This window comes from Lentzea pudingi (genome assembly GCF_014646255.1).
Taxonomy (GTDB): domain Bacteria; phylum Actinomycetota; class Actinomycetes; order Mycobacteriales; family Pseudonocardiaceae; genus Lentzea; species Lentzea pudingi.
In genome coordinates this window covers 613531-636006 of sequence record NZ_BMNC01000002.1, presented here as the reverse complement: position 1 = coordinate 636006, position 22476 = coordinate 613531, and the positions used below count along the sequence as shown (strand labels likewise).

The window sequence follows — 22476 nt, the reverse complement described above, 5'->3', positions numbered from 1 at the left end:
ACCGGTCCTATGAGGAGATTCCTGCGCGAGCACAGCCTGACGCTCGTTTTCGGCGGTCTTTTCCTCGCCGCGCTGGTCGGCCAGTTCTTCGCGGGCCACGCCGACCACAACGAGCGTCAGGCCGCGCTGGGGCAGCCGTTGCTGACCCTGGGGTCGTACCTGTTCTCCGCCGACTTCCTGGTCGACGTCGTGGAGAACTGGCAGTCCGAGTACCTGCAGTTCTTCCTGTACGTCACCGCCACCGTCTGGCTCATCCAACGCGGTTCGACCGAGTCGAAGCCTGCGGACAAGGCGGGCCGAGAGACCGACGAGGAACAACAGGTCGGCGCGTACGTGAAGCCGGACTCGCCGAAGTGGGCGAAGGCCGGCGGCTGGCGCACCGCGTTCTACTCGAAGTCGCTCGGCCTGGCGATGCTGGTGCTGTTCCTGTTCTCGTGGTCGATGCAGTGGGTCGCGGGCTGGTACGCCAACAACTCCGACCCGCTGGCCGAGAAGATGGGCCTTGCCGACTACTTCTTCAGCGCCGACTTCTGGAACCGCTCGCTGCAGAACTGGCAGTCCGAGTTCCTCGCGATCGCGACCATGGCGATCCTGAGCGTCTACCTGCGCCAGCGCGGGTCGCCCGAGTCGAAACCGGTCGGCGCACCGCACTCGGTGAGCGACAGGTCGGGCTAGGATCGGTGGCATGACGAACCGAAAGGGCCGTGCCGCCTAGGCGCCCCGCTCAGGTGGACCGCGTCTCCGCGGCCACTTCTCGTGCCATCGCCGAGTTCGAGGGCACCCACTTCCACCCCGGCGCGGTCGCCAGCTCACTTCCCGTTCCCGAACACGCCCACATCCGTGAGCTGCTGATCGTGCAATGACGAAAGCGCGGTGGGACAACGGTTCGTCCCACCGCGCTCCGCAAGGCAGCGCGACCACCTTCTCGGGTCGTCACCGCCGCCTAAGCGAGGATCTCGCCGACCGTGCCGGCACCCACGGTCTTGCCACCCTCGCGGATCGCGAAGCCCAGTCCGGTGTCCATCGCCACCGCCTTCCCCAGCTCCACCGTGACCTCGACGGTGTCACCTGGCAGGGCCAGCGTCCTGTCGAGCTCCACCACCCCGACGACGTCGCCGGTGCGGAAGTGGAACTGCGGGCGGTAGTTCGACGCGATCCCCGTGTGCCTGCCGCCCTCGGCGTGCGAGAGCAGGTACACGGACGCGCGGAACCGGGTGTGCGGCGCGACGCTGCCCGGCAGGGCCAGCACCTGGCCGCGCCGGACGTCGCCGCGCTTCACGCCCCGCAGCAGGATCGCGGCGTTGTCTCCCGCCTGGGCCTGCTGCATGGGCTTGCCGAACGTCTCGATGCCGGTGGCGACCGAGGTCACCGCCGAGCCGAGACCGAGCACCTCGACGGTGTCGCCGAGGCCGAGCACACCCCGTTCCACCGCACCGGTCACGACCGTGCCGCGGCCGGTGATGGTCAGGACGTTCTCGATCGGCATCAGGAACGGGCCACTCAGATCCCGTTCCGGCACCGGCACGTGCGCGTCCACGGCGTCGAGCAGCGCCACGACGGACTCGACCCACTCCGGGTCGCCCTGGAGCGCGCGCAGGCCGGAGACCCGCACGACCGGGGTGGCGTCGCCGTCGAAGCCGTACTGGGAGAGCAGGTCCCGGATCTCCAGCTCGACCAGGTCGAGCAGCTCCGGGTCGCTCACCGCGTCGGCCTTGTTCAACGCCACCACGATGTACGGCACACCCACGCGGTGCGCGAGCACCACGTGTTCGCGCGTCTGCGGCATCGAGCCATCCTCCGCGGACACCACGAGGATCGCGCCGTCCAGCTGCGCCGCCCCCGTGATCATGTTCTTCACGTAGTCGGCGTGGCCGGGCATGTCGACGTGCGCGTAGTGACGCGTCGGCGTCTCGTACTCGACGTGCGCGATGTTGATCGTGATGCCGCGGGCCAGCTCCTCGGGCGCCCGGTCGATCCGGTCGAACGCCGTGAAGGTGGTGCCCGAAGGGTCCTTTTCGGACAGGACTTTGGTGATGGCCGCGGTCAGCGTGGTCTTGCCGTGGTCGACGTGCCCCATGGTGCCGATGTTGAGGTGCGGCTTGGCACGCACGAACTCTTGCTTCATCGCCCTGTGTCCTCAGGTGTCACAGCTGGGTTTTTCAGAACCGCGGACCGCTACAACCCTCCTCCAGTGGTCCTGAAGGATGGACTGGAGAAGGGTCAGAGTCGGGCGCCGTTCAGCTGTGCCGAGGCAACGGCGAGCGCGCACGCAGGAACACCCGCGTACGTGTTGTGCTCAGCCGTCAGGAACATGCGTTGATCGTGACAGGCGCGCTAGACCGCTGTCACCTGGTTTTCCGCGAGGCCGATCAACGCCCGCGCGGCCGGGCTGCGCGGACCCTCCGCGCGCCACGCGAACGCGAGCCTGCTGTGGGGTGACGGGTCGGTGATCCGCACGGCGTGCAGGTCGCCGACCATCGACTCGGCCAGGATCGCCGGGCCGAGTCCGCGCTGGGCCAGCGTGATCACCATCGGCGGCGCGGACGCCTCGAACGCGATCCGCGGCCGTCGTGCACCACACGCCGCGTCCAACGCTCCGCGCAATCCCGTGCCCGGCGGCAGGCTGATCAACCCGCGCTCCAGCAGTTCGTCCAGCGACACGGACTCCCTGCCGTGCCAAGGATCCGAAGCGGCGACGGCGGCCACGAGCGGTTCGTCGGCCAGCACCCGGACGGACAACCCCTCGGGCTCAGCCCCCGCGTACCCGACGAGGGCGAAGTCCAGGAGTCCGTCCACAAGGGACGAGATCAGCACATCGGAATTGGCCTCGGACAACGTGATCTCGACGGCGGGGAACGACGTGTGGAACGAGGACAGCAGTTCGGGCAGGTCCATGATGCCGCAAGAAACGACCATCCCGACGCGCACGGAACCGCGCACCAGCCCGGCCATCTCCTCCACGGTCCGCCGCGCCGACTCGACCGACCCCAGCGCCGCCCGTGCCAGCGGCAGCACGGCCGCGCCCACGTCGGTCAGCGTGACCGTGCGGCCCGACCGGTCGAGCAGGTCGTGGCCGAGTTCCCGCTCCAGCCGCCGGATCTGCGAGCTGACCCCGGGCTGCGCGACGTGGACCCGTTCCGCCGCGCGCGTGAACGAGCCCGACTCCGCGACCGCGACGAAGTACTCCAGCTGCCGAAGCTCCATAACCAATGATTATAGAAGCCAGTACAACCAGCTCTTGGACATATAGCCGCAGGCCAACGACCCTGGAGACATGCACATCTTCTACCCCGGAGACGCCGGTTACGACGAGAAACGCAGCGGTTTCCAGACCGGACTCCGCCACGAGCCGCAGGTGATCTTCGCCGTGGAGACCGCGCAGGACGTCGAGGAAGCCGTCGGCCACGCCGAGACCCACGGCCACGAGTACGCGATCCAGACCACCGGCCACGGCCTCACCACGGCGACCACCGGCGTCCTCATCTCCACCAGGCGCATGAACCGGGTCGGGGTCGACCCCGCGACGAACACCGCGAGGGCCGAGGCGGGCGCGGTCTGGCAGCAGGTGATCGAGAAGGCGGCACCGCACGGCCTCGCCCCGCTCAGCGGCGACGCGAGTGACGTCGGCGTCGTCGGCTACACGCTCGGTGGCGGGTTCAGCGTGCTGGCAAGGGAGTTCGGCTTCGCGAGCGACCGCGTCCGCCGGACGGAGAGGGTCGGCGATGTCGTCACCGCGCTGGAGTTCGAGCTCCTGCCCGTCACCGAGGTCCACGCGGGCGAGCTGTTCTTCGAGGCGCAGCACGCCAAAGCCGTCTTCGAGGCGTTCCACGGCTGGGACCTGCCCGACCACGTCACACCGGCGCTCACCACCCTCGGCGACGTCGTGCGCATCACCTTCGCGAGCACGAAACCGTTCGACATCGACCATCTTCGCGTCGCGCCGACCGTGAAAGAGGAGTTCGGCGCCAAGCCCTTCGCCGAAGCCGCCGGCAGGCCACTGCCCCCGCACACCTACCAGGGCGACAACGTCCTGCTGAAGGACCTGCCGCTGGAAGCGCTGCACCACGCCAGGGAGATCGCCGAGAACTCCAGCGCCGAGATCTTCCTCAGCGTGCTCCCGCTCGGCGGCGCGCTCGCCACCGACGCCACCCACCTCGTCAAACTCATCTCACCGAGCCTGGGCGTCGAGGAGCAGCACGAAGGGGTGTTCGCGGCGCTGCGACCGTTCGTGTCGGGACGGTCGCGGAACTTCCGGTACGCCGTACGCTGACCCACACGACCCCGGCGTGGTCGCGGACCACCTGGCCAAGGGGGTGCGCGACACCGAGTTGGTCGCCGCCGTCCGGAGGCTGGGCGGCAGGTAGGTTGTGATGGGGAAGCAACGGCCGTAACGTCGGGGCGACAGCCGGGTTCAGCAGGGTGCTCGGAGTCCGAGTCTCGTGCGCCTTCGGCCACCGGGGAGTGCTGGTGAACGAAGAACTGTTCAAGGAATCGCCGCTGCTCACAGTCCGTGCCGCGGACGTCGCCGGAGTCGTGGTCATCGCCGTGGAGGGCGAGATCGACGTCGACACCGCCGACGAGGTGCTCGACGCGGTGCGTCTCGGCTTCGCCTCCGGCGGCCCGGTCCTGGTCGCCGATCTCACGCTGGTGAGCTTCTTCGGCTCGACCGGCATCTCCACGCTGATCTCGGCCCACGAACTGGCCGAGGAGAACGGCAAGAAACTGCACGTCGTGGCACCGCAGCGCGCCGTCAGGAGGCCGTTGCAGGTCACGGGAGTGGCCGACGTCCTCGCGCTGTACGACTCCGTCGAGGAGGCGTTGTCCGCGCTGAAACCGGTGCCCAGCGAGTAGGCACCGGTCCGCGCGTCGTCAGCCGGTGAGGTCGGCCAGCCTCGGCACGACCTCGCCGGGCGACGGCATGGCGGCGATCTCCGCGGCGATGCGGGCGTTCGCGGCCTGAACGTCGTTGTCCCGCAACAGCTTCCGCGCGACCTCCTGCACCGCGTCCGCCGTGAAGTCCTCGCCGACGAGCCGGCCGCCCAGCCCGGTGCCCGCGACGATCTCGGCGTTGCGGAACTGGTCCGCGCCCTGCGGCAGCACGAGCTGCGGCAGGCCGTGCGTCATGGCGGCGACGGTCGTGCCGGCGCCGCCGTGGTGCGCGACGAGATCTGCGTGCGCGAGCAGATCCGCCTGGGGCACCCACGGCAGCACGTGCACGTTGCGCGGCACGTCGGTCAGCACGGACGGGTCGACCTGCGGGCCGGTCGCGACCAGCACCTCGGCGTCCACACCGGACAGTCCGGTGATCGCGGTCCGCAGCACGTCCGGGTTCGAGAACGCGGTGCCGAACGTCAGGTAGACGAGCGGCCTCTCGTGCCTCAGGACCCATTCGGGCAATTCACCCGGTTCGGCGAACGGAACCGGACGCATCGGAATTCGATCGACGTCCGAAAGGAAGTCCAGGTCCTGCAAAGACGGCGGGAAGACGTCGAGATAAGTCGATCCGAGTCCGTAATGCTGCCCATCCGGCAGGGTGATGCCGAGTTCGGCGACGTACTCCAGAAGGAGGTCGCTCATCGCCTCCGGGACGAGGGTTTCGTCCATCTTGCCGAATCCGTGGCAGACCGCCGGAATCCCGGCGCGCATCGCGGCGAGACCGGCGCCCGCGTTGATGACCTCGAAGACGACCAGGTCGGGCTTGTCCCGCTCGAGCACCGGCTCCAGATCGTTCACGAAGGCCCTGGGCAGCACGGATCCGAACGCGTCGACGGCGGTCTGGCGCAGCATGTCCCGCCGGAACTCGCCCGTGCCGTGCAGTTCGTTGGCCTGGCGGAACGCGGCCCAGATGCTGATGCCCGCGTCCACGACGGTGAAGCCCAGCTTTTCCACGGTCGGGTGGAATCCTGAGTCGACGGCGTACAGAACGTCATGTCCCTGCGCTCGCGCGGCGATCGCGAGCGGGAGTATCGGGTAAACGTGTCCGTGTGAGCCTAGGCTCGAGAAGAGAATGCGCACCCGGTCACATTAGGTGTTCTCCTATTGTCCCGGGAGACTTTCCCACCGTTCCGCCACCTCGTGGGGCGAGGGCATCGCCGCGATCTCGGCGCGCACCTCGCCGGCGGCCCGCTGCAGCTTCGAGTCCTCGATCAACCGGGTGAGCAGCTCCGCCGTGACCTCCCGCGGCCCCGCCCGCAGCCCGGCCCCGCGCCCGGTGATCACCGTCGCGTGCACCGTCCGGTCGCCCGGCCCCGGCTCGACCAGCTGCGGCACCCCGGCCGCGAGCGCGCCGAGCAACGTCCCCGCGCCCCCGTGGTGCACGATCCCGTCGCAGAACGGCAGCACCCGCGGGATCGGCACCCACCCGACCGTCCGGACGTTGCCCGGCAGGCCCTCGGTCCGTTCGGGACGGACCAGCACGAACTCGGCGTCCACCTGCCCGGCCGCCGCGACGACGGCCGCCATCATCCGCCCGGCGCCAGGACCGGGCGCGGTGCTCCGGCTGACCAGGATGCGAGGCCTGCCCGACGGCTCCGCGAGCCACTGCGGCACCTCGCCGTCACCGCTGTAGGGCACGAACCGCATCCGCTCCCCACCGGGGAACTCCGCGAGCGACGGCGGCGCCGTGCGCAGAACCGTTGCGGGAGAACGCACCTCGGCCTTCATCCGCGCACCGACCGCGTCCGTCAGCACCAGCCCGTCGAACAACGACACGTCGTGCACGATCGACGGCACCCCCAGCGCAGACCCGGCGGCGGCCAGTGGTTCGTGCACCACGACATCCGGCCGCCACGTGCGCGCGAACGCCTGCAACGGCGCCGTCATCGCGTCACCGACCTTGCCGAACATCCGTGACACGAAGTCGAGCCTGCCGCTGCCGCGCATCTCCCGCTTGGCCACCAACGGATGCGTGAGCATGATGCGCAACGCGATCGGTCCGAAGCGGACGCGGGACGGAACGACGTCCTCGACCCGCAGGCCGGAGTCGCGGACCCGCAGCGCCTCACCGCCCGTCGCGACCACGACCTCGTGGCCCGCCTCGCGCAACGCCAGGGCCAGCGGCATCAGGGGGAAGACGTGACCCAGGAGGGGAGCGGAGACCACGAGAACACGCATAGATCCAGGTTAACCACATGAGACGGAGTGCTCAGGGCTCCACCAGCCGCCGCACCGCGTCCTCGACGGTCCGCCGCCGCTCCACGTGGTCCGAGCCGCCACCGTTCGACCACATCGACGCCACCGCCAGCACCAGCTGCAACACCTGCTCGGCGGAGAACCGCGACGACACCAGCCCGAGCTCCTGAGCGGACCGGATCGCCTCCACGTCCGCCACCCGGCTGACCGACCCGCGCCGCTCCAGCCGTTGCCAGGTCGCGAGCCGCGCGAACTCGGGGTGCTGGTGCTGCAGGTCGTACAACCGGCCCGCGTACCCCGGCAGGTCGCGGGCGTCGAACTCCACGACGGCCGCGCCCACCACCTCCGACTGCACGGCGTCGAACAGCTCGTCCTTGCCGCCGTAGTAGTTGTAGGCGAGGCCCGCGGAACACCGGGCGATGCGGGCGATGCGTTCCATCCGCGCCCCGGCGATCCCGTAGGCGGCGAACTCGACGAACGCGGCGTCCAGCAACCGGCGGCGGGTGCGTTCCCGATCGCGGCTGTGCATGGCACCAGGCTATGGCGAAGGGGCCGCACCCTTGAAGAGTGCGGCCCCGGTCTTGCTCGAGAACTACTTGGCCATGTCGAACCAGCTGAAGCCCTCGACCATCTGACGGGTGGTGTCGCTGACGTAGCGGTCGCCGGTGAGCTCCCAGCGCGTCACGGTGCGGTAGGTGCCCGGCTCGAGCGACTCGTCCTCGCGGGTGTTCTCGTCGTCCTTGACCGGCACGTACTCCTTGATGGAGCGCTTGGTCAGGGTGACGTCGAGCGACTCGTAGGAGGACTGGGTGTAGAGGTAGTTGCCCTGACCGCTGTCGAGCGCGCGGCCCGGGTCCGCCAGCTTCAGCTTGACCGTGCTGCCGTTGAACGACCCGGTCGCGGACACGACGGTGACGATGTGGCCACCGCTGCGCTGCAACGAACCGGTCGTGGGGCCTGCCTTGTAGCGGCCGTACACGAGCTGCAGCGGGCCCTCGTTGAGCTTCTTCGCGAGCTCGCCGGCGAAGTCCGGGTTCTCGTGCGTGCTCACGCCACCCGTGGAGGTCGTCCAGCCGGCGTCACGGGCGGGCTTGGTGGCGATGTTCCACGCGGTGCGCAGGTTGCCGAGGCTGGTGCCGCCGTCGTACTTCGCGTCGACGCCGATGCGACCGATCGAGTTGGTGATGACGCTGTAGTCGGCCGGGTCCTTCGGGTTGAGGTTGCCGACCTTGGTGGTCAGCCAGCCGACCGGGGCGTCCTTCTCATGACCCCAGTAGTGCAGGACGTTGTAGAGGGAGGCCGGACCGCAGTACGCGTTGCCGTTGTTCTCGAGGCCGGCGCGGAACTGGTCCACGTCGCTGACGCCGCACTTCTTGACGTTGAAGTCCGCACCGGCCAGGTCGGAGGCGCCGACGCACGGCGGCGGCGTGCCGATGATCGGGTCCGCCATCGCGGTGGCGGGGGCGACGACGGCGGTGAGAGCGGCGGCGGCGATCAGAGCGTTGCGGATCATTTCGGTTTCCCCTTCGAGTTCCTGTGTTCCCCTGCGGTGACACAAGATTCGCCGAGGCGAACCCCCAAGGGCATGAGGGGAGATCCCTCAACCCTCAAGGGCGGAAGTTGGGTGTATCAGGCGCACCCCCACGTCGCTCTGTACTAGGCAAGGACGCGTGCGAGGTCCCTGCGACCTGCGATTCCGAGCTTCGTGTAGATCCGGCCGAGGTGGTTCTCGACGGTCTTGGGCGTCACGAACAGCTCCTGCGCGATCTCCCTGTTCGCCCGGCCCGCCGCCGCCAGGTCGGCCACGCGCCGTTCGGACGCCGTCAGCGCCTCCGCTCCCAGCACGATCTGCCGTCGAGGCCGGTCGCCGAGAGCTTCCAACGCCTCGACCGCACGCGTCTGCAGCACCGCCGAACCGCACTTCCCGGCCAGGTCGATGGCCCGGTGCAACGGCTCCCGGGCGTCCGTCCGCCGTCGGGCCACCCGCAGGGTCTCACCCAGGTCGACCAGCGAGCGGGCGAGCTCCAGACGTGACGGTGACTCCTCCAGCACGGTCACGGACTCGGTCAGGAGCTCCAGCCGTGAGTCGGGGGAGGCGTGCGCGAGCAGCCGCAACGCTGCGCCGACCTCGGTCGCCGCGCCCCACCTGCGGGCCACCTCCAGCTGTTCCGCGGCCAGTTCCAGCGCGAGTTCCTGCTGGTTGAGCAGCAACGCCGCGCGGGTCGCCACCGCGCGCCACGGGATCGTCGGGGGATCGACGTGCACCTCGTGCATCGCGTCGCGCTGGCGGTAGGCCTCGGACATCGCGCGCCGTGCGTCGCCCTCGGCCAGTGCGATCAACGCGCGCACCTCGTGCAGCCAGATCATCGGCATGGTCAGCCGGGCATCGGCGTGTGCACCGTCGAACGCGTTGACGAACACCGACGCCGCCGCGACGTCACCCCGTTCGAGAGCCGCGTACACCGCGAAGTGCGTCGAGGTCGCGCGCAGGCTGATCACCTCGGACACCGGGTCCTCATGCGCGACGGCGGCCAGCGCGCCCTCCGCCTCCGCATCGACGGCCTGCATGTTGCCGCAACGCCAGTTCAGGAACAGCGACGCGTTCGCCACCATCGCGAACTCGATCGGCGACCCGTGCTGGCGGACTTTCAGCCTGGCCCGTTCGATCTCGTGCCGCGCGGTGTCCACGCCGTCCGCGGCCATCAGCGCGAGCAACGCCACCAGCCACGCGACCATCGCGTCCGTGCTGCCCGTCGCGTCGTCGAGGTACGCACCGTTCGCGAGCGCGCGCGTCGCCGTCGTGGCGACCTCATCGTGCGGCCACACCTCGTAGCGGCCCATCTGAGCGAGAAGGCCGAGCAACGTGCGTTCGTCCGGGGTGCCGCCCGCGAGTCCCGCGTAGCCGCTGAGGTGCGCGGACGCGATCTGGCGCTGGTCGGGCAGGAACGAGCGGAAGACCGCCAGCCGCGCCTCGAGGTGCAGCCGTGACTCGCCGTCCGGGCGGGCTTCGATGGCCTCGGTCAGCTCCGCGATCGCCGCCGCCGGACCCTCCAGCGCCGCCGTCGCCGAGGCCGCCGCGGCCACCAGTTCCGCGTCCGGAAGTCCTTGCGCCGCAGCCTTCAGGTGCCGTTGCGCGTTGACGGCGTCGCCGAGGCGCAGCAACGCGCGGCCGAGTTCCGCGCGCAGTCCGGCGTCGTTGGGCTTCTCGTCCACCGCTCGCGCCAGGTGCCCTGCCGCGGTGCGCGGGTCTCCGGCCGAGAGCAACGTCGAAGCGGCCTTCCGCAACACTTCCGCGGCGTTCGGCAGTGTCCCCTTGGGAGCGTGCACGAGATGCGCGGCCACCCGATCGGCCGGCGCGTGCTGTTCCTGCAAGGACTTCGCGGCTTTCGCGTGCAGCGAGGCCCGCGCGATCGCCCCGAGGCCGGCCAGCACCGCCTCGCGCACAACGGGATGCACGAACTCCAGGTGCTCACCGCTGACCAGCACGTTCGCCGCCGTCAACGCCTCGACCGCGGCCGGCAGGTCCGTGACCCCGGCCAGTTCGGCCGCCTGCCACGGATCGGCGTGCGTGCCGAGAACGGCGACCGCGCCCGCGAGCGACACGGCCTGCGCGGGCAGCCTTCCCAGCGTGGCGCGGAAGACCGTGCTGGGGCCGAGCGTGCCGACCTTCACGGCCGTCGCGGCGTCGTCCAGCGGCAGCCCGAGCGCCGCGAGCTCGTCGACCAGGACGCCGGACAGGAACGGGTTCCCGCCGCTGGCCGCGTGCAGGGCGGTGATCACCTCGGGGTGCCCGCCGACCAGCGCGCTGAGCGCGTCCGTGGTGAGCGGGCGCGGCAGCAACCGGTCGGCGGACACGCTGAGCTGCGCGAGCGGCCCGAAGCTGTCCATCGGCGGCCGGGTCGCGACGACCAGCGCGATCGGCAGGTCCGCGATCCGGCGGGACAGGTAGACGAGGAACTGCAGCGACGAGTGGTCCGCCCAGTGCGCGTCGTCCACCGTGATCAGCAGCGGGCGGGTGGAGGAGAGGTCCACCGCGACCCACCACAGCGAGTGCAGCGTGCGTGCGAGCTCGGCCTGGCTGGGATCGAGCGCGGCGTCGTCCAGGGCTTTCAGCGCCGCTCCGGACGGCCCGGCCAGGATCTTCTCCCGGACCTCACCGGAGTACCGCGAGATCGACCGCTCGACCAGCTGCCGGACGACGCCCCACGCCATGGCGCTCTCCATGGCGTCACCGACGGCTTGCAGCCGCCCGAACCCGCGCTCCTTGGCCAGCTCACGACACTCGTGCACGAGCCTGGTCTTGCCGATGCCCGCACGGCCCTCGATGACGACGACGCGACCCTCACCACGGGTGGCTGCGTCCAGGGCTTCGCGAATGTGCGCTATCTCGGAGTCACGTTCAAGTGGTTCGCGCACTGATCGATCGTAGCGGCCCTCTCGCGCGCCACATGCAGGTCATCGGCCGCGCAGAAGGGCGACTTGATGCTCCATTGGAGTGATCGTCAGTTCACGCAGCCGGTCTCGGCCGTGCCCTTGCCGCTCAACTGCTCCTCGACGAACTTCTTCGCCTGGGCGGGGTCGGGCGCGAACCCGTGCACGCCGTTGCGCACCACCGCCTCACCGACCGGCAGGGTCGAGGTCCTCACCTGCACCGGTCCCTGGAACCGCGCCGAGAACAACAGCGGGTCCCACCCGTCGTCGTACTCGACCGACCTGCTGACCTGCTGGAAGAGTTCCATCGCGTTGTCCTTGGTGATCTTCTTCGCGAAGGAGGCGAGGAACGCCTGCTGGCGCTTGACCCGGTCCAGGTCGCCGTGGGGCAGGTTCATCCGCTGGCGCAGGAACGGCAGGACCTGGTCGCCGGAGAGCACCTGCTTGCCGGCCGGGAAACTGGCGCCGGTGCGGGGATCCGTCACCGCGTTGGCGAGGCAGACCTCGACGCCGCCGACCGCCGTGGCGACCCGCCCGAAGTCGGACATCTGAACCGCGGCGTAGTGGTCGACCTTTGCACCGGTCAGGTTCTCCACGGCCGCGGTCAGCTTGCGCGGGTCCTCCCGGAACAGGCCGGTGAACCGCTCGCCGCTCGAGCCCGCGTAGACGTCCCTGGGCAACGAGATCATCGTCGCCGACCCGTCCGCCTCGAAGCGCGCGAACAGCAGCGCGTCGGTGAGGCGTTCGTCGTCGGTGCCGATGAGCAGCACGTTCTGCGCCTCTTGCGCGGGCGCGTTCGCCAGTGGCGCGGTCTCGGTCTTCTTGAGCGTGGTCGGGATGATGACAGCCGCTGCTGCCGCCGCCACCGTCAGCGTGGCGACACCGAAGATGAGGCCCATCGGCTTGCGGTTCTTCGCCTTGTGCAGGTTCGCCAGCACAGTTCGGGAGTCGACGCGCTCCTCGGCCTCAGCGGCGATGGCCTGGCGGATCAGGTCGTTCATGAGTGCACCCCCAGGGTGGCGGATCGGGCGAGTTCGTGAGTGCGCAGCGTCTGCAGTGCGCGAGAGAGTTGGCTGCGCACGGTCGATTCCGCGCACCCGAGCACCTGTGCGATCTCCGCGTCGCTGCAGTCCTCGTAGAACCGCAGCACCAATGCGGCACGTTGCTTGCGTGGCAGCACGGCGATCCGTGCGCGCATGGCCTCGCGTTCGGCGTGTGCGTCGGCCGGATCGGCCATCGACGGCGCGTGCCTCGCGAGCTCAGCGCGTTCCACGGCGATCTCCCGTGCGGCCTTGCGGTGCCGCCACGACAGGTAGTCGTTGGTGACCATGCGCTTCACGTAGAGGTAGGGCGCATCCATCGCTCCGATGCGTTCCCACTTGCCCTGCGCGCGCATGAGCACGTTCTGCACGATGTCCTGCGCCAGGTGTTTGTCGCAGGTGATCGCGGTCGCGTACCCCAACAGCCGATCGAGCCGATCGGTGACGAACTGGTCGAACCCCACGCCGCCCCCTTCTTGTCCGTGGTCGTTTGCGGATCGGGAAACCCCTCTCGCCGCTCGATCCGCTGCATCGGGTTTTGTGGCCCGGCCCACAGATGTCTCGGTTTGGACGGATTTCGACGTGAAGTCTTTTCATGTTCACGTTCATGGTCGAGCCTTCACCTCATGCGCATCATCCCTGTGCTCGCGCTGTTGTCGCTGCTGCTCGTCCCCGTCGACGCGGCCGCCGCCCCCAACGGCAACTACTACCTGCAAAGTGCCGTGACCGGCCAGAACGCGGCCGTCTCCGGCTCCTCGGTGCAGCAGCACCGCCCCAAGGGCAACGAGGACCGCCAGCAGTTCTCCTGGAACGGCAGCATCCTGTCCGAGGGCGGCCAGTGCCTCGGCCGCTCCGGCGACGCCGCCCAGATGGTCAGCTGCTCCAGTCCGGAGGCCCAGTGGGTCGGCCTGCTGGACGACCAGGACCGCTACCGCTTCAAGGACCCCGGCGCCGACCGCTACCTGATCGCGTCCGGCACCGACCAGGTCCGCGTCGGCACCGGTAACGACACGTGGTTCCTCACCCCGGTCACCCCGGTCCGCGTCCAGACCCCCGCCGACCCGCGGCTGGACGAGATGACGTTCCTGACCTCGCACAACGCCTACGCGAACGGCGTCGACGGCGGCTCATGTTCGCCAACATCGCCCCGAACCAGTCCCGCGGCATCGTGCAGCAGCTCAACGACGGCGTCCGCGGCTTCATGCTCGACATCCACCAGACCCCCGACGGCGCGATCCTGTGCCACAACAGCTGCACGGCCGTCATCAGGCCGGTGGCCCTGAACGTGGACATCCAGCGCATCGTCGACTTCCTCAAGTCACGCCCCACCGAGATCGTCACGGTGTTCCTGGAGGACTACGTCTCCGCCGACGTCCTGCGCAACGAGCTCGCCCGCGTCCAGGGCCTCAACGACGTGCTCTTCCGCGCCGAGGGCGTCCGCGAGAACGGCTGGCCGACGCTGTCCCAGATGAGGGCGTCCGGCAAACGCCTGCTCATCTTCACCGACCACAGCCGCGACGGCCGCGAGAACTCCGGCGTCCTCTACCAGCGCGACTGGACCGTGGAGAACTACTGGTCGATGGGTTCCGGCACCGGCGCCTCCGACTGGTCCTGCTACTCCCGCTGGGGCGACAAGCCGCTCACCGCCACCGAGACGAACTTCCGCCCGCTCTTCGTGATGAACCACTTCCGCGACGTCCCGATGCAGGGCACCGTCTCGACGGACAACTCGAAGTTCGTGAACAGGGCCCAGCGCTTCTGCGAGCCCGCAGCCCGCAAGACCCCGAACTACCTGGCCGTCGACTTCTACCACCTCAACACGCCGTCACTCCCGGCCGAACGCCACCCGTCCGGCGCCGGTTCCGTCGAACTCGCGGCTGCCTCGACCCTCTGCCTGGACAACAACAACGGCGGCACCGCCAACGGCAACCCCGTCCAGATCTGGGGCTGCAACAACACCTACGCGCAGAAGTGGCGCGTCGTCGCCGACGGCACCATCGCCATCGCCGGCAAGTGCCTCGACGTCGACAACGGCGGCACCACCAACGGCACGTTGGTCCAGCTCTGGCAGTGCAACGGCACGGGCGCGCAGCAGTGGCGCGTGCGGTCGGACGGTTCCGTGCAGAACCCGCAGTCGGGGCTGTGCCTGGACAACCCCGGTGCGTCGACGACTCCGGGCACGCGCCTGAACATGTGGAGCTGCAACGGTTCCGCGGCCCAGGCCTGGAAGTTCCGCTAGACCTTGCGGCCGATCCCCACGTAGACGTCCTCCGGGCCACCTTCTCCGGCCGGGCCGAGTTCCGGGTGCCAGTTCGGCGCCGGGACGACGCCCGGCTGGAGCACGTCCAGCCCGGCGAACATCGGGGCGAACTGGTCGAGCGAACGGAAGTACATCGGGTCGCGGCTGTGCTTCATCGCCTCGACGACGGCGCCCATCTCGTCCGGCTTGAAGTCGGCGGTGAGGTGCGAGAGGGCGAGGAGGCTGCCGGGCGGCATGGCGTCGCGATAACGGGCGACGACCTCGGCCGGGCCCTTCTCGTCCGAGACGAAGTGCAGCACGGCGACCATGAGCAGGCCGACGGGCTTCGAGAAGTCGATCAGGTCCTTCACGACCGGGTCGGACAGGACGTCGTCGGGGCGGCACATGTCCGCCTGCACGACGCCCGCGTTCTCGTTGCCCTCCAGGATGAGCTGGCTGTGTGAGACGGCGACCTCGTCGTAGTCGACGTACACGACCCGTGCGTCCGGGTTCGCCTGCTGCACGATCTCGTGGACGTTGCCGACCGTGGGGATGCCCGAGCCGAGGTCGAGGAACTGCGTGATGCCCTGTTCCATCATCAGCAGGACGGCACGGCGCATGAACGAACGGTTCGACGCGGCGATCGCACGGCCGTCGCGCAGGATCTGCAGCACCTTGTCGCCGACCATGCGGTCCGACGCGAAGTTGTGGCCACCTCCCAGCAGGAAGTCGTAGACGCGCGCCGCGCTGGGCACGTCCGTGTTGATTCCTGCGGGGACCCACGAGAAAGGCTCGGCCATGCCGCAGAACCTACTCGCATGCGCGCACGCGTGTATCGGCCCGGATCGGGTGAAAGCGTCATCACGACCGTGCGAAACCAGCCGAAACCTGCTCTGCCAGCACGAATGCGCCTGCCGCGCGGGCCTCCCCGAAGAGTCGGCGCAGTTGGTCCTCGGCGCGGCTCGACCGGAGGTTTCGCGCTGACGCCACGGCATTCTCGGCGAACTCGGTGGCCGCGGCGACGTCGCCCAGCGCGAGATGGTTGCGGGCCAACGCCGTCAGCGCGAGAGTGCGTGCCCGGCCTTCGCCATATGTGCCGATCTTTGTAGTCAACGCTGCGATTGCCTGCGGGGGATCGTCCAATGCGCATCGGTCGGCCCACGCGTTGTGCGCCGCCACGAACCCCAGCTGGAACGCCTTCAGCGCGTCGTCAGGTGCGTTGTGGTGCAGGAACATCCGACCGGCGCGGGTCAGGACGGACGCGATCAGCGACTCGTTCTCGGCCTGCCGCGCGAGCGTCAGCGCGTGGGCGAAGTGCGGGAGCGCGGTGCCGGGCAGGCCGCTGTCGAACGCCGTCCAGCCGGCCAGTTCGCAGACCTCGGCGACGGCGGTCCACGTGGAACCGTCGACGACGATCATCGGTTCGACCTCGGCCAGGTGCTCCAGAACCGCGGTGTGGCAGGCGATTCCGCCGTACCGCTGGTCCAGCGCGCGCAACGCCCGTGTGCGCGTCGCGATCACCTCGGCGGAGACACGACGGGACGGCACTCCGGACGGCACCCAGTCGAACGTCGGCGCGCCCACCATGATCCGGGCCGCGTGCTCCAAGAACCGTTGACGTGCCTGGGAGTTCTCCCTGATCAGCTCCTCGGCCTCGGGGAACCCGTCCGCCACGGCGGCCTCGCACCACCGCACCGCTTCGGCTTCCTCGCCGAGCACGAACAGCACGCGTGCCAGCCGCACGGCACCGTCGCCGAGGCGTTGGTCGGCGGCGACCCGGAAGTGCACGGCCGCCTCGCGCAGCCGCCCGGCCCGTTCCGCGGCCTCGCCCAGGCGGTACTGGCGCTCGACTGCCTCGTCGAGCTCGAACCGGTCCAGCAGCTCACTCATCACTGCCTCCGAGGATCCGCCGCAGCTCGGCGCGGCCGCGGGTGAGGTGCGTGCGCACGGTCGACTCGCCGACCATCAGCACGCCGGCGATCTCGCTGACCGAGTAGCCGAGCAGGTGGTGCAACGCCACGGTCTCGCGGTGCCTGGGGGAGAGTTCGCGCACCGCGGCGTGCAGTGCCTCCGTCTCGAAAACCGGCTGCACGACCTCCGGCACCTCGGCCAGCGGTGTTTCGTGGTCGTGCTGCTGGCGCCGTCGCATCAGCCGTATCGCGACCTTGAGCACCCACGCCTCGGGTTTGTCGTACGCGTGTATGTCGCTCCAGCGGTGCTGCGCGATCAGCAACGCGTCCTGCGCGATGTCCTCGACCACGCGGTTGTCGCAGCTCAAAGCCGTGAGCGTCTTGGTGACCACGGGCAGGCACTTGCGGAAGAACTCCGCGAAGCCCAGATCCGGTGCGCTCAACGGCCTTCCCTTCAGCTTCCGCTCGTGTCGTTAACCGCCCGAAAGCGACCTTCACCGGTTACAGGCGCTGAAACCAGCCAAGGCTGACAGAGAGGAGGGAATTCACCCGTTCGGAGGCCCTAGGGGAGCAGGTGGCGGAACGCGGCGACCAGCAGCATGCGTTGTTGGTCGACGTCCAAGCCCTCGTCGAGTTCCTCGTCCTGGTGGAGCTCCTTGGTGTGGTGTGAGCGCCCGCCGTACGACTCGACGCGCACGGCGATGTCCACCACGTCCGACGCAAGCTCCACAGTGGACTCGTCGGCGGGGATCGGTTCGTTCTGCTGGTACAGCTCGTAGGTGAACCGCATGCCGATCGTGCCGTCGAACGTGACCTGCTCGGTCGGCAGCTGCAGCGCGTCGAACACCGCCCGGTACAGCGAGGTGCCGGTGAGGTGCAGCGGGGTCATCACCACGTGCGTGGTGCCGAGGTCGTGGCTGCGCACCGAGATCGCGACGGTCGGGCCGTCCGGCGTCGGCGGGACCGGTTGCGGGAACACGGGAAGCTCCGACTTGCGGTCCGAGCGCCAGATCGCGACCAAGCGGTCAGCGGCGTCCACGTAGTCGATGTGCTTGCGCGGGGCCAGAAGGGGCGGCAGCGGTTCCTCGTCCAGCCGCACGATGAACAGGAAGGCTCGCCGGCGTGTCATCTCGAAGTTGAACGCCGCCGTCCACTCCGCCGCGGCGAGCTCGCGCCGAGGTGTGTTCGCCGACCACAGCAGGACGTAGTAGTCGGAGGTGGCCAGGGCCTCGTCGATGGCGGTGGCGACGTTGTCACCGGGCGCGCTCTCGTTCTCGTCCAGGTACGCGTTGACGTTGCGGGACTCCAGCTCGGCACGGAGTTGCTCGGCGTGTGCGCGGTCCTTTCCGGCGAACGACAGGAACACCTTGGGGCGGGTCTCGAGCGGCACGGGGTCTCCGTTCTTCCTCAGTCTTCTGCGCAGCGGGCCCGCTGAGGTCTGATGGCCCGCGTCGCCGTGCAGGGACCAGCACGCCCAGTCAGCTGGGTGCCGGTCGGCGACTTCTCGCAACGCGTGTTGCAGAGCGCGATCCCGGGGGAGGGCGGCCAGGTGGCGGCCGAACGCGTCGAGCACCTTCCGCGCGGCCTCTCCGTCGGCCTGCCAGCGGGCGGCGAGGACCGCTCCCGCCCCCGCCGTCCTGGCCGCGCGGACGATGCCGGTCTCGCAGGCGCCGAGCACGACCGTGCCGCACGCGCTGAAGTCCATCTTTCCCAACGCTTCCGCGGACACCTGCTCGTCGCTGAACTGCAGCCACGACCGTTTGGGGTTCATGCGGTCGTGTGCGCTCTGGGCGTCGAGGCGGATGTGTTGGACGCGGCGTTCGCCGAGAGTTCGCCGCAGCTCGGAGGCTGTCGTGCAGACCGTCGCCTCGTCGCCCCTCTGCTTGCGGGAGCTGCGTTGCAGGGGTCGCAACGTCGACAGGTCCGGCAGGGTGGAGAGCGCGTAGGTCGTGCCGAGGAACACGGTCGTGCCGGGCACGGGCAGGCCTGCCAGCGGGACGTCCGCGAACACGTCGTCCGCCACCACGACGATCCTGCGAGCCTTGGACGGCAAGGCCGCGACGACGTCCGCCAGTCCGATCAGACTGGCCAGCTCGGTGAGCAACGCGCCGAGAACAGCCCTGTCGTACTTGGGTTTCCACGCTCTCAACCGGCGGATGGTGTCGGTGAGGTCACCGATGTGGACCGAGGTCGTCACGTGCGTGATCCCACGGCCGATGATCACGTGGTGGAGCTGGTCCGGTGTCGCGTGCGTCATCCACACGACCTGGTCGCGCGGCAGGTGCCTCGTCGTCCCGGCGAGCCAGCGCCTGGCCGCCGCGAGGTCGGCGAAGCCCGGGAGGTCGCGAGGCGTTCTCCGGGCCGCCTCGACGGCGACCACCAGCCCCGCCAGCGCTTTGCCGCCGTCACGCCGGGCTCGCCTGGCCGCCGCGCGCACCCGGCCGTCCCGCACGTCGGGGGCCGTGCGCAGCATCCGCAGCTTGACGCTGGGGCTGTCCCGGTGGTCCGCGATGCTCTCCTCGACGCGGTGCGACTCGGCCCAGTGCCGGGCGGCGAGGTCCTCGTGGCCCGCGTCTGCGAACGTGTCGCCGAGCTTGCGCAGGGCCAGCGCGGTGAGTTCGGTGTGACCCGCCCTGCTCGCGATCTCGAAGTGCCCCGCGGCCTGTTCGAGCCGGCCCTGCGCGTAGGCGAGCTCGGCGGCGGTCAGGTGCCACAGCGGCGAGTTCCCCTCGCCCAGCATGCCTTCCGCCTTGATCAGCTCGTCCTCGGCGATCAGGCGGCGCACGTGGCTGAGCCTGCGTTCGGGCCGGAGCGTCCTGGTCGCGTCCGGGAGCTGCGAGATCACCTCCGGACCGGCCGTGGCGGCCAGCAGCGGGAAGAGCCTGCGCGCCGTGCCCGCCTGCCGGGTCATCACGAGCAGCACCGTCAGCTCGTACAGCACGGCGAACCTCAGCGAGGGTTCGATCTGGTAGCTGGTGACGCACCTCGTCATCAACGCCAGCGCTTCCTCGTACCGGACCTCGCGGCGGAGTGCGGCGGCGTGCTGCAGGATCTCGGCCGGCGTGCGGGGAGTGCGGTTGCGCAGCCGCGAGACGCGAGTGCCCCTGCGCACGTCCAGCAGGAGCCGGTCCCTGCCGATGTGCTCGAGGTTCTCGGGCCGGCCAGCACGGCGGAAGTGGCGTTCGGCGGCGTCGAGCTCGCTTTCCGCGGTGGGGTAGTCGTACCGGTCGGCGGCGGCGAGCGCGGCGACCCTGGCGAGCCGAGCCTGTTCCAGTTCGGTGAGGGTAAGCTTCCGCAGCTCGCGCACGTCCTGCTCGGCCGTGGTGTGATCCGTTGCGGCACTGCGGATCTGGGCCCGCAGGATCCTCAGCGGGGTGTCGTTGCCGGCCATCAGGTACTCGTCGCACCGGCGCGCGGCCCTGGCGATGGCGCCCAGTTCGAGCAGGGTCGCGCAGTGGTCGTGGGCGACGGCCGGACTGATCTTCGCGGCCCTCCCGTAGGCGAGGTCGACGCCCAGGACGTTGCCGCGCAGCGCGGCGGACCTGGCGGCCTTGACCGCGTCCGCGAGTGGGGTGCCGGGTTCGAAGTGCATTCAGTCCCCGCAGCTCCGGAGCCCGTCCTTTGTGGACTGTTCTCTGGTCGCTCCGTTCTGCCAGGCGACTTCCGGTCCTGGCCGGTTCTGCCGGTCCGCGGCGAGCTCGCCGTGACGAACCTCCAGCGCGGACAGGCGTTTCGCGTCGGCCACGGCACTGCCCGCGGCCGCGGGCAGTGCCGTGGCCGACGCGATGAGAAGCCTTCGTGGGCGCATGCACGATCCTCCGTGCGTCGCAGATTAACGATCCAGACGGCCCACAGATCGTTTGTCCACTTTCTGTCAACGAACTGCTCAAACGATCTTGTCGGTGCTCCTCGGCACACTGGATCCACCACCGATCCGAGGAGACCACCATGTGCTGGGACTGCGACCACCCCGCCGACCGCATGCAGGAACACCTGGCCACCCTGCGCCGCTGCATCGACATCCGAGGCTGGGCCGTGCAGGCGATCGAACGGGACAGGGCCCACCCGCCCTGGGCCTACACCGTCGGCCTGACCCCACGAGGCCTCCCGGAACTCGTGGTGACGGGCATGGCAGTCCTGGAAGCGGGCCGCCTGCTCGACGACATGGCCGAACACCTGGTCCACAGCGGCCTGCCCACCCCCGGCCACCGCTTCACCGTGCCCGGCGGCCCACTGCTGGAGGTCGTCCGCGTGGCCCGCCCCTGGGCCCACCTGCTGGTGTCCGCACGGCTGTACGGCGAGGGCATCGAGGCGCTGCAGCTCGTGCACGCCGACGAGGCCGGGGGCTGGCCTTGGGACCGGTCCTACGAGGGGGTGGTGGGAGGGCAGCCGGTGCTGGGGGTGAGAGCGGGGCCGCCGGGCGGGTGAGCCGGCGGGGCGAACTGGCTGGGCTGGCGTGCCGGGGAGTCCCCGCGCTTTGAGGTCGGGATCTCGGTGACGGGTCGAGCCGGTGCTGAGTGCTCACTGGGCATCGCGTTGTCGCTGACGTCGTCGGTGCTCGGTGCCGCCTGCTCGCTGAGCATCGCGTCGTCACCGACGCCGTCGGCTGCCGGGTGCCGCGCGCTTACCGGCCACCGCACCGCCACCGATGCCTCCAGCAGCCTGGTCCCGTGCCCGCCGCTCGCCCGGTGCCACCCGTCGTCCGCCCCCGCCACTGGCCGGTGGCTCACCCGACCGCTCGCCTGATCCGCTCACCCACCCCCCGCAGGTGCTCCACCAACTCGCCAGGCCCGTGCACCACGAAGTCACACCCCAGCAACGTCAGCCGAAACGCCAGGTAATCCACGGTGTCCTCAACGCTGTGCCAAGAACAAGACCCGTCATCGACCGCAACCAGATCCCCGGCGAAGTCCGCCAGCCGCGCCCGTGCGAGCTCCACCGGCAACCGCAGCGTCACCCGTGCCCGGAAGGTCGGCGCCGAGTCGTACATCTTCCGCGTCACGAACTCCGTGGCGTCCCCGCCGGGCGGCACGCGGGGCGCGAAGCGGGCCCCGGTGGCCAGCGCGTCCGACACCCGATCCAGCCGGAAGATCCGCCAGTCGTCCCGTTCCACGTCGAAAGCGAGGAGGTACCAGCGCCGGCCGAGCGCTACCAACTGAATGGGCTCCACGTGCCGTTTCGACACGACGTTCTCGTTGGCCACATACCCGAACCGCACCCGCTCGCGAGAACCAATCGCGCCGGCGATCACGGTCAGCTGTCCGGGGTCGACCAGCGAGGCGTACGAGGCCGCGCCGGGTGCGGTGGCCGACGTGAGCGACGCGACCCGGCGGGCCAGCCGGGGTGGCAGCACCTGCTGCAGCTTCGCCAGAGCGCGCAGCGACGCCTCGGCGATGCCCGCCACCGGTTGGCGGGCGGCGGTGCGCAGGCCGACCGCGATGGCGACGGCCTCGTCGTCGTCGAGCAGCAGCGGAGGCATCGCCGTGCCCGCGACGAGCCGGTAGCCGCCGAGCGCCCCCATCGAGGCCTCGACGGGATAGCCGAGGTCGCGCAGCCGGTCGACGTCGCGCCGCACGGTCCGTGGCGTGACCTCCAGCCGTGCCGCGAGTTCGCTGCCGGGCCACTCGCGCGGTGTCTGCAGCAACGACAGCAGGCGCAACAACCGAGCCGCATCACTCATGCCGCAAAGCTAACCCAGAACTAGGACCGATCTAGTCCTACATGG

Annotated in this window: 23 protein-coding genes; 8 read left to right on the top strand and 15 right to left on the bottom strand. The window is 69.8% G+C overall.

Annotated elements, in window-relative coordinates; genetic code table 11:
* Positions 1-9 precede the first annotated feature (9 nt).
* The gene (locus IEY88_RS08825; protein WP_189154110.1) at positions 10-675 is read left to right on the top strand and encodes a DUF6766 family protein; all 666 of its coding nucleotides are present in this window, start codon (positions 10-12) and stop codon (positions 673-675) included.
* A gap of 29 nt (positions 676-704) precedes the next feature.
* On the top strand, positions 705-863 hold the full coding sequence (locus IEY88_RS08820) for a hypothetical protein (protein ID WP_189154109.1): 159 nt from the start codon (positions 705-707) through the stop codon (positions 861-863).
* Between the two features lie 80 nt (positions 864-943).
* On the opposite strand, the gene tuf is transcribed toward IEY88_RS08820, so the two are convergent.
* Positions 944-2125, bottom strand: coding sequence for an elongation factor Tu (tuf, locus tag IEY88_RS08815; protein ID WP_189154108.1), 1182 nt, complete (start codon positions 2123-2125; stop codon positions 944-946).
* A 209-nt stretch (positions 2126-2334) separates the two neighbouring features.
* A complete protein-coding gene (locus IEY88_RS08810; protein WP_189154107.1) occupies positions 2335-3204 on the bottom strand; it encodes a LysR family transcriptional regulator in 870 nt (289 codons plus the stop codon).
* A gap of 70 nt (positions 3205-3274) precedes the next feature.
* On the opposite strand from IEY88_RS08810, the gene IEY88_RS08805 reads away from it, so the two are divergent.
* Both IEY88_RS08805 and IEY88_RS08800 read left to right on the top strand, forming a co-directional pair.
* Positions 3275-4270, top strand: coding sequence for an FAD-binding oxidoreductase (locus IEY88_RS08805; protein ID WP_189154106.1), 996 nt, complete (start codon positions 3275-3277; stop codon positions 4268-4270).
* Between the two features lie 197 nt (positions 4271-4467).
* Positions 4468-4851, top strand: a complete 384-nt coding sequence (locus IEY88_RS08800; RefSeq protein WP_189154105.1) for an STAS domain-containing protein — start codon at positions 4468-4470, stop codon at positions 4849-4851.
* Positions 4852-4869: 18 nt separating this feature from the next.
* Here IEY88_RS08800 and IEY88_RS08795 read toward each other — a convergent pair whose 3' ends face one another.
* From IEY88_RS08795 to IEY88_RS08765, 7 genes are all read right to left on the bottom strand, one after another.
* Positions 4870-6015, bottom strand: coding sequence for a glycosyltransferase (locus IEY88_RS08795; protein WP_189154104.1), 1146 nt, complete (start codon positions 6013-6015; stop codon positions 4870-4872).
* A 21-nt stretch (positions 6016-6036) separates the two neighbouring features.
* Positions 6037-7113 (bottom strand): nucleotide disphospho-sugar-binding domain-containing protein, encoded by a 1077-nt coding sequence (locus IEY88_RS08790; RefSeq protein ID WP_189154103.1) that lies wholly within the window; start codon positions 7111-7113, stop codon positions 6037-6039.
* Positions 7114-7144: 31 nt separating this feature from the next.
* Positions 7145-7660 carry a TetR/AcrR family transcriptional regulator gene (locus IEY88_RS08785; RefSeq protein WP_189154102.1) on the bottom strand — a complete coding sequence of 172 codons (516 nt, stop codon included), beginning with the start codon at positions 7658-7660 and terminating at the stop codon, positions 7145-7147.
* 63 nt (positions 7661-7723) lie between these two features.
* A complete protein-coding gene (locus IEY88_RS08780; protein ID WP_189154101.1) occupies positions 7724-8644 on the bottom strand; it encodes a hypothetical protein in 921 nt (306 codons plus the stop codon).
* Between the two features lie 143 nt (positions 8645-8787).
* Entirely contained in the window at positions 8788-11547 is a 2760-nt protein-coding gene (locus IEY88_RS08775; protein ID WP_189154100.1) for a helix-turn-helix transcriptional regulator, read from the bottom strand.
* 86 nt (positions 11548-11633) lie between these two features.
* Positions 11634-12563 (bottom strand): LCP family protein, encoded by a 930-nt coding sequence (locus IEY88_RS08770; protein ID WP_189154099.1) that lies wholly within the window; start codon positions 12561-12563, stop codon positions 11634-11636.
* Positions 12560-13066 (bottom strand): SigE family RNA polymerase sigma factor, encoded by a 507-nt coding sequence (locus IEY88_RS08765; protein ID WP_189154098.1) that lies wholly within the window; start codon positions 13064-13066, stop codon positions 12560-12562. The genes IEY88_RS08770 and IEY88_RS08765 overlap by 4 nt, the downstream gene beginning before the upstream one ends.
* Before the next feature lie 162 nt (positions 13067-13228).
* Here IEY88_RS08765 and IEY88_RS08760 point away from each other — a divergent pair, with 162 nt between their 5' ends.
* Complete coding sequence (locus tag IEY88_RS08760; RefSeq protein WP_189154580.1) at positions 13229-13885, top strand: hypothetical protein; 657 nt, start codon at positions 13229-13231, stop codon at positions 13883-13885.
* Complete coding sequence (locus tag IEY88_RS44100) at positions 13771-14841, top strand: RICIN domain-containing protein (protein WP_229693193.1); 1071 nt, start codon at positions 13771-13773, stop codon at positions 14839-14841. The genes IEY88_RS08760 and IEY88_RS44100 overlap by 115 nt, the downstream gene beginning before the upstream one ends.
* Here the strand turns inward: IEY88_RS44100 and IEY88_RS08750 are convergent.
* The 5 genes from IEY88_RS08750 to IEY88_RS08730 form a co-directional block, all read right to left on the bottom strand.
* Positions 14838-15641 carry an SAM-dependent methyltransferase gene (locus IEY88_RS08750; RefSeq protein WP_189154097.1) on the bottom strand — a complete coding sequence of 268 codons (804 nt, stop codon included), beginning with the start codon at positions 15639-15641 and terminating at the stop codon, positions 14838-14840. The two genes, IEY88_RS44100 and IEY88_RS08750, sit on opposite strands and share 4 nt — an antisense overlap.
* A 61-nt stretch (positions 15642-15702) precedes the next feature.
* A complete protein-coding gene (locus IEY88_RS08745; protein WP_189154096.1) occupies positions 15703-16731 on the bottom strand; it encodes an NsdA family TPR-like regulatory protein in 1029 nt (342 codons plus the stop codon).
* Entirely contained in the window at positions 16724-17194 is a 471-nt protein-coding gene (locus tag IEY88_RS08740; RefSeq protein ID WP_189154095.1) for an RNA polymerase sigma factor, read from the bottom strand. The genes IEY88_RS08745 and IEY88_RS08740 overlap by 8 nt, the downstream gene beginning before the upstream one ends.
* Positions 17195-17313: 119 nt before the next feature.
* On the bottom strand, positions 17314-20343 hold the full coding sequence (locus IEY88_RS08735) for a TIR domain-containing protein (RefSeq protein ID WP_189154094.1): 3030 nt from the start codon (positions 20341-20343) through the stop codon (positions 17314-17316).
* The gene (locus IEY88_RS08730; protein ID WP_189154093.1) at positions 20344-20559 is read right to left on the bottom strand and encodes a hypothetical protein; all 216 of its coding nucleotides are present in this window, start codon (positions 20557-20559) and stop codon (positions 20344-20346) included. It abuts the gene before it with no gap.
* 140 nt (positions 20560-20699) lie between these two features.
* On the opposite strand from IEY88_RS08730, the gene IEY88_RS08725 reads away from it, so the two are divergent.
* Positions 20700-21179, top strand: coding sequence for a DUF4262 domain-containing protein (locus IEY88_RS08725; protein ID WP_189154092.1), 480 nt, complete (start codon positions 20700-20702; stop codon positions 21177-21179).
* A 66-nt stretch (positions 21180-21245) separates the two neighbouring features.
* Positions 21246-21497: a hypothetical protein gene (locus tag IEY88_RS08720; protein ID WP_189154091.1), complete on the top strand. Its 252-nt coding sequence runs from the start codon at positions 21246-21248 to the stop codon at positions 21495-21497.
* On the opposite strand, the gene IEY88_RS08715 is transcribed toward IEY88_RS08720, so the two are convergent.
* Positions 21478-22431 (bottom strand): helix-turn-helix transcriptional regulator, encoded by a 954-nt coding sequence (locus IEY88_RS08715; RefSeq protein ID WP_189154090.1) that lies wholly within the window; start codon positions 22429-22431, stop codon positions 21478-21480. The two genes, IEY88_RS08720 and IEY88_RS08715, sit on opposite strands and share 20 nt — an antisense overlap.
* Positions 22432-22476: the final 45 nt, after the last annotated feature.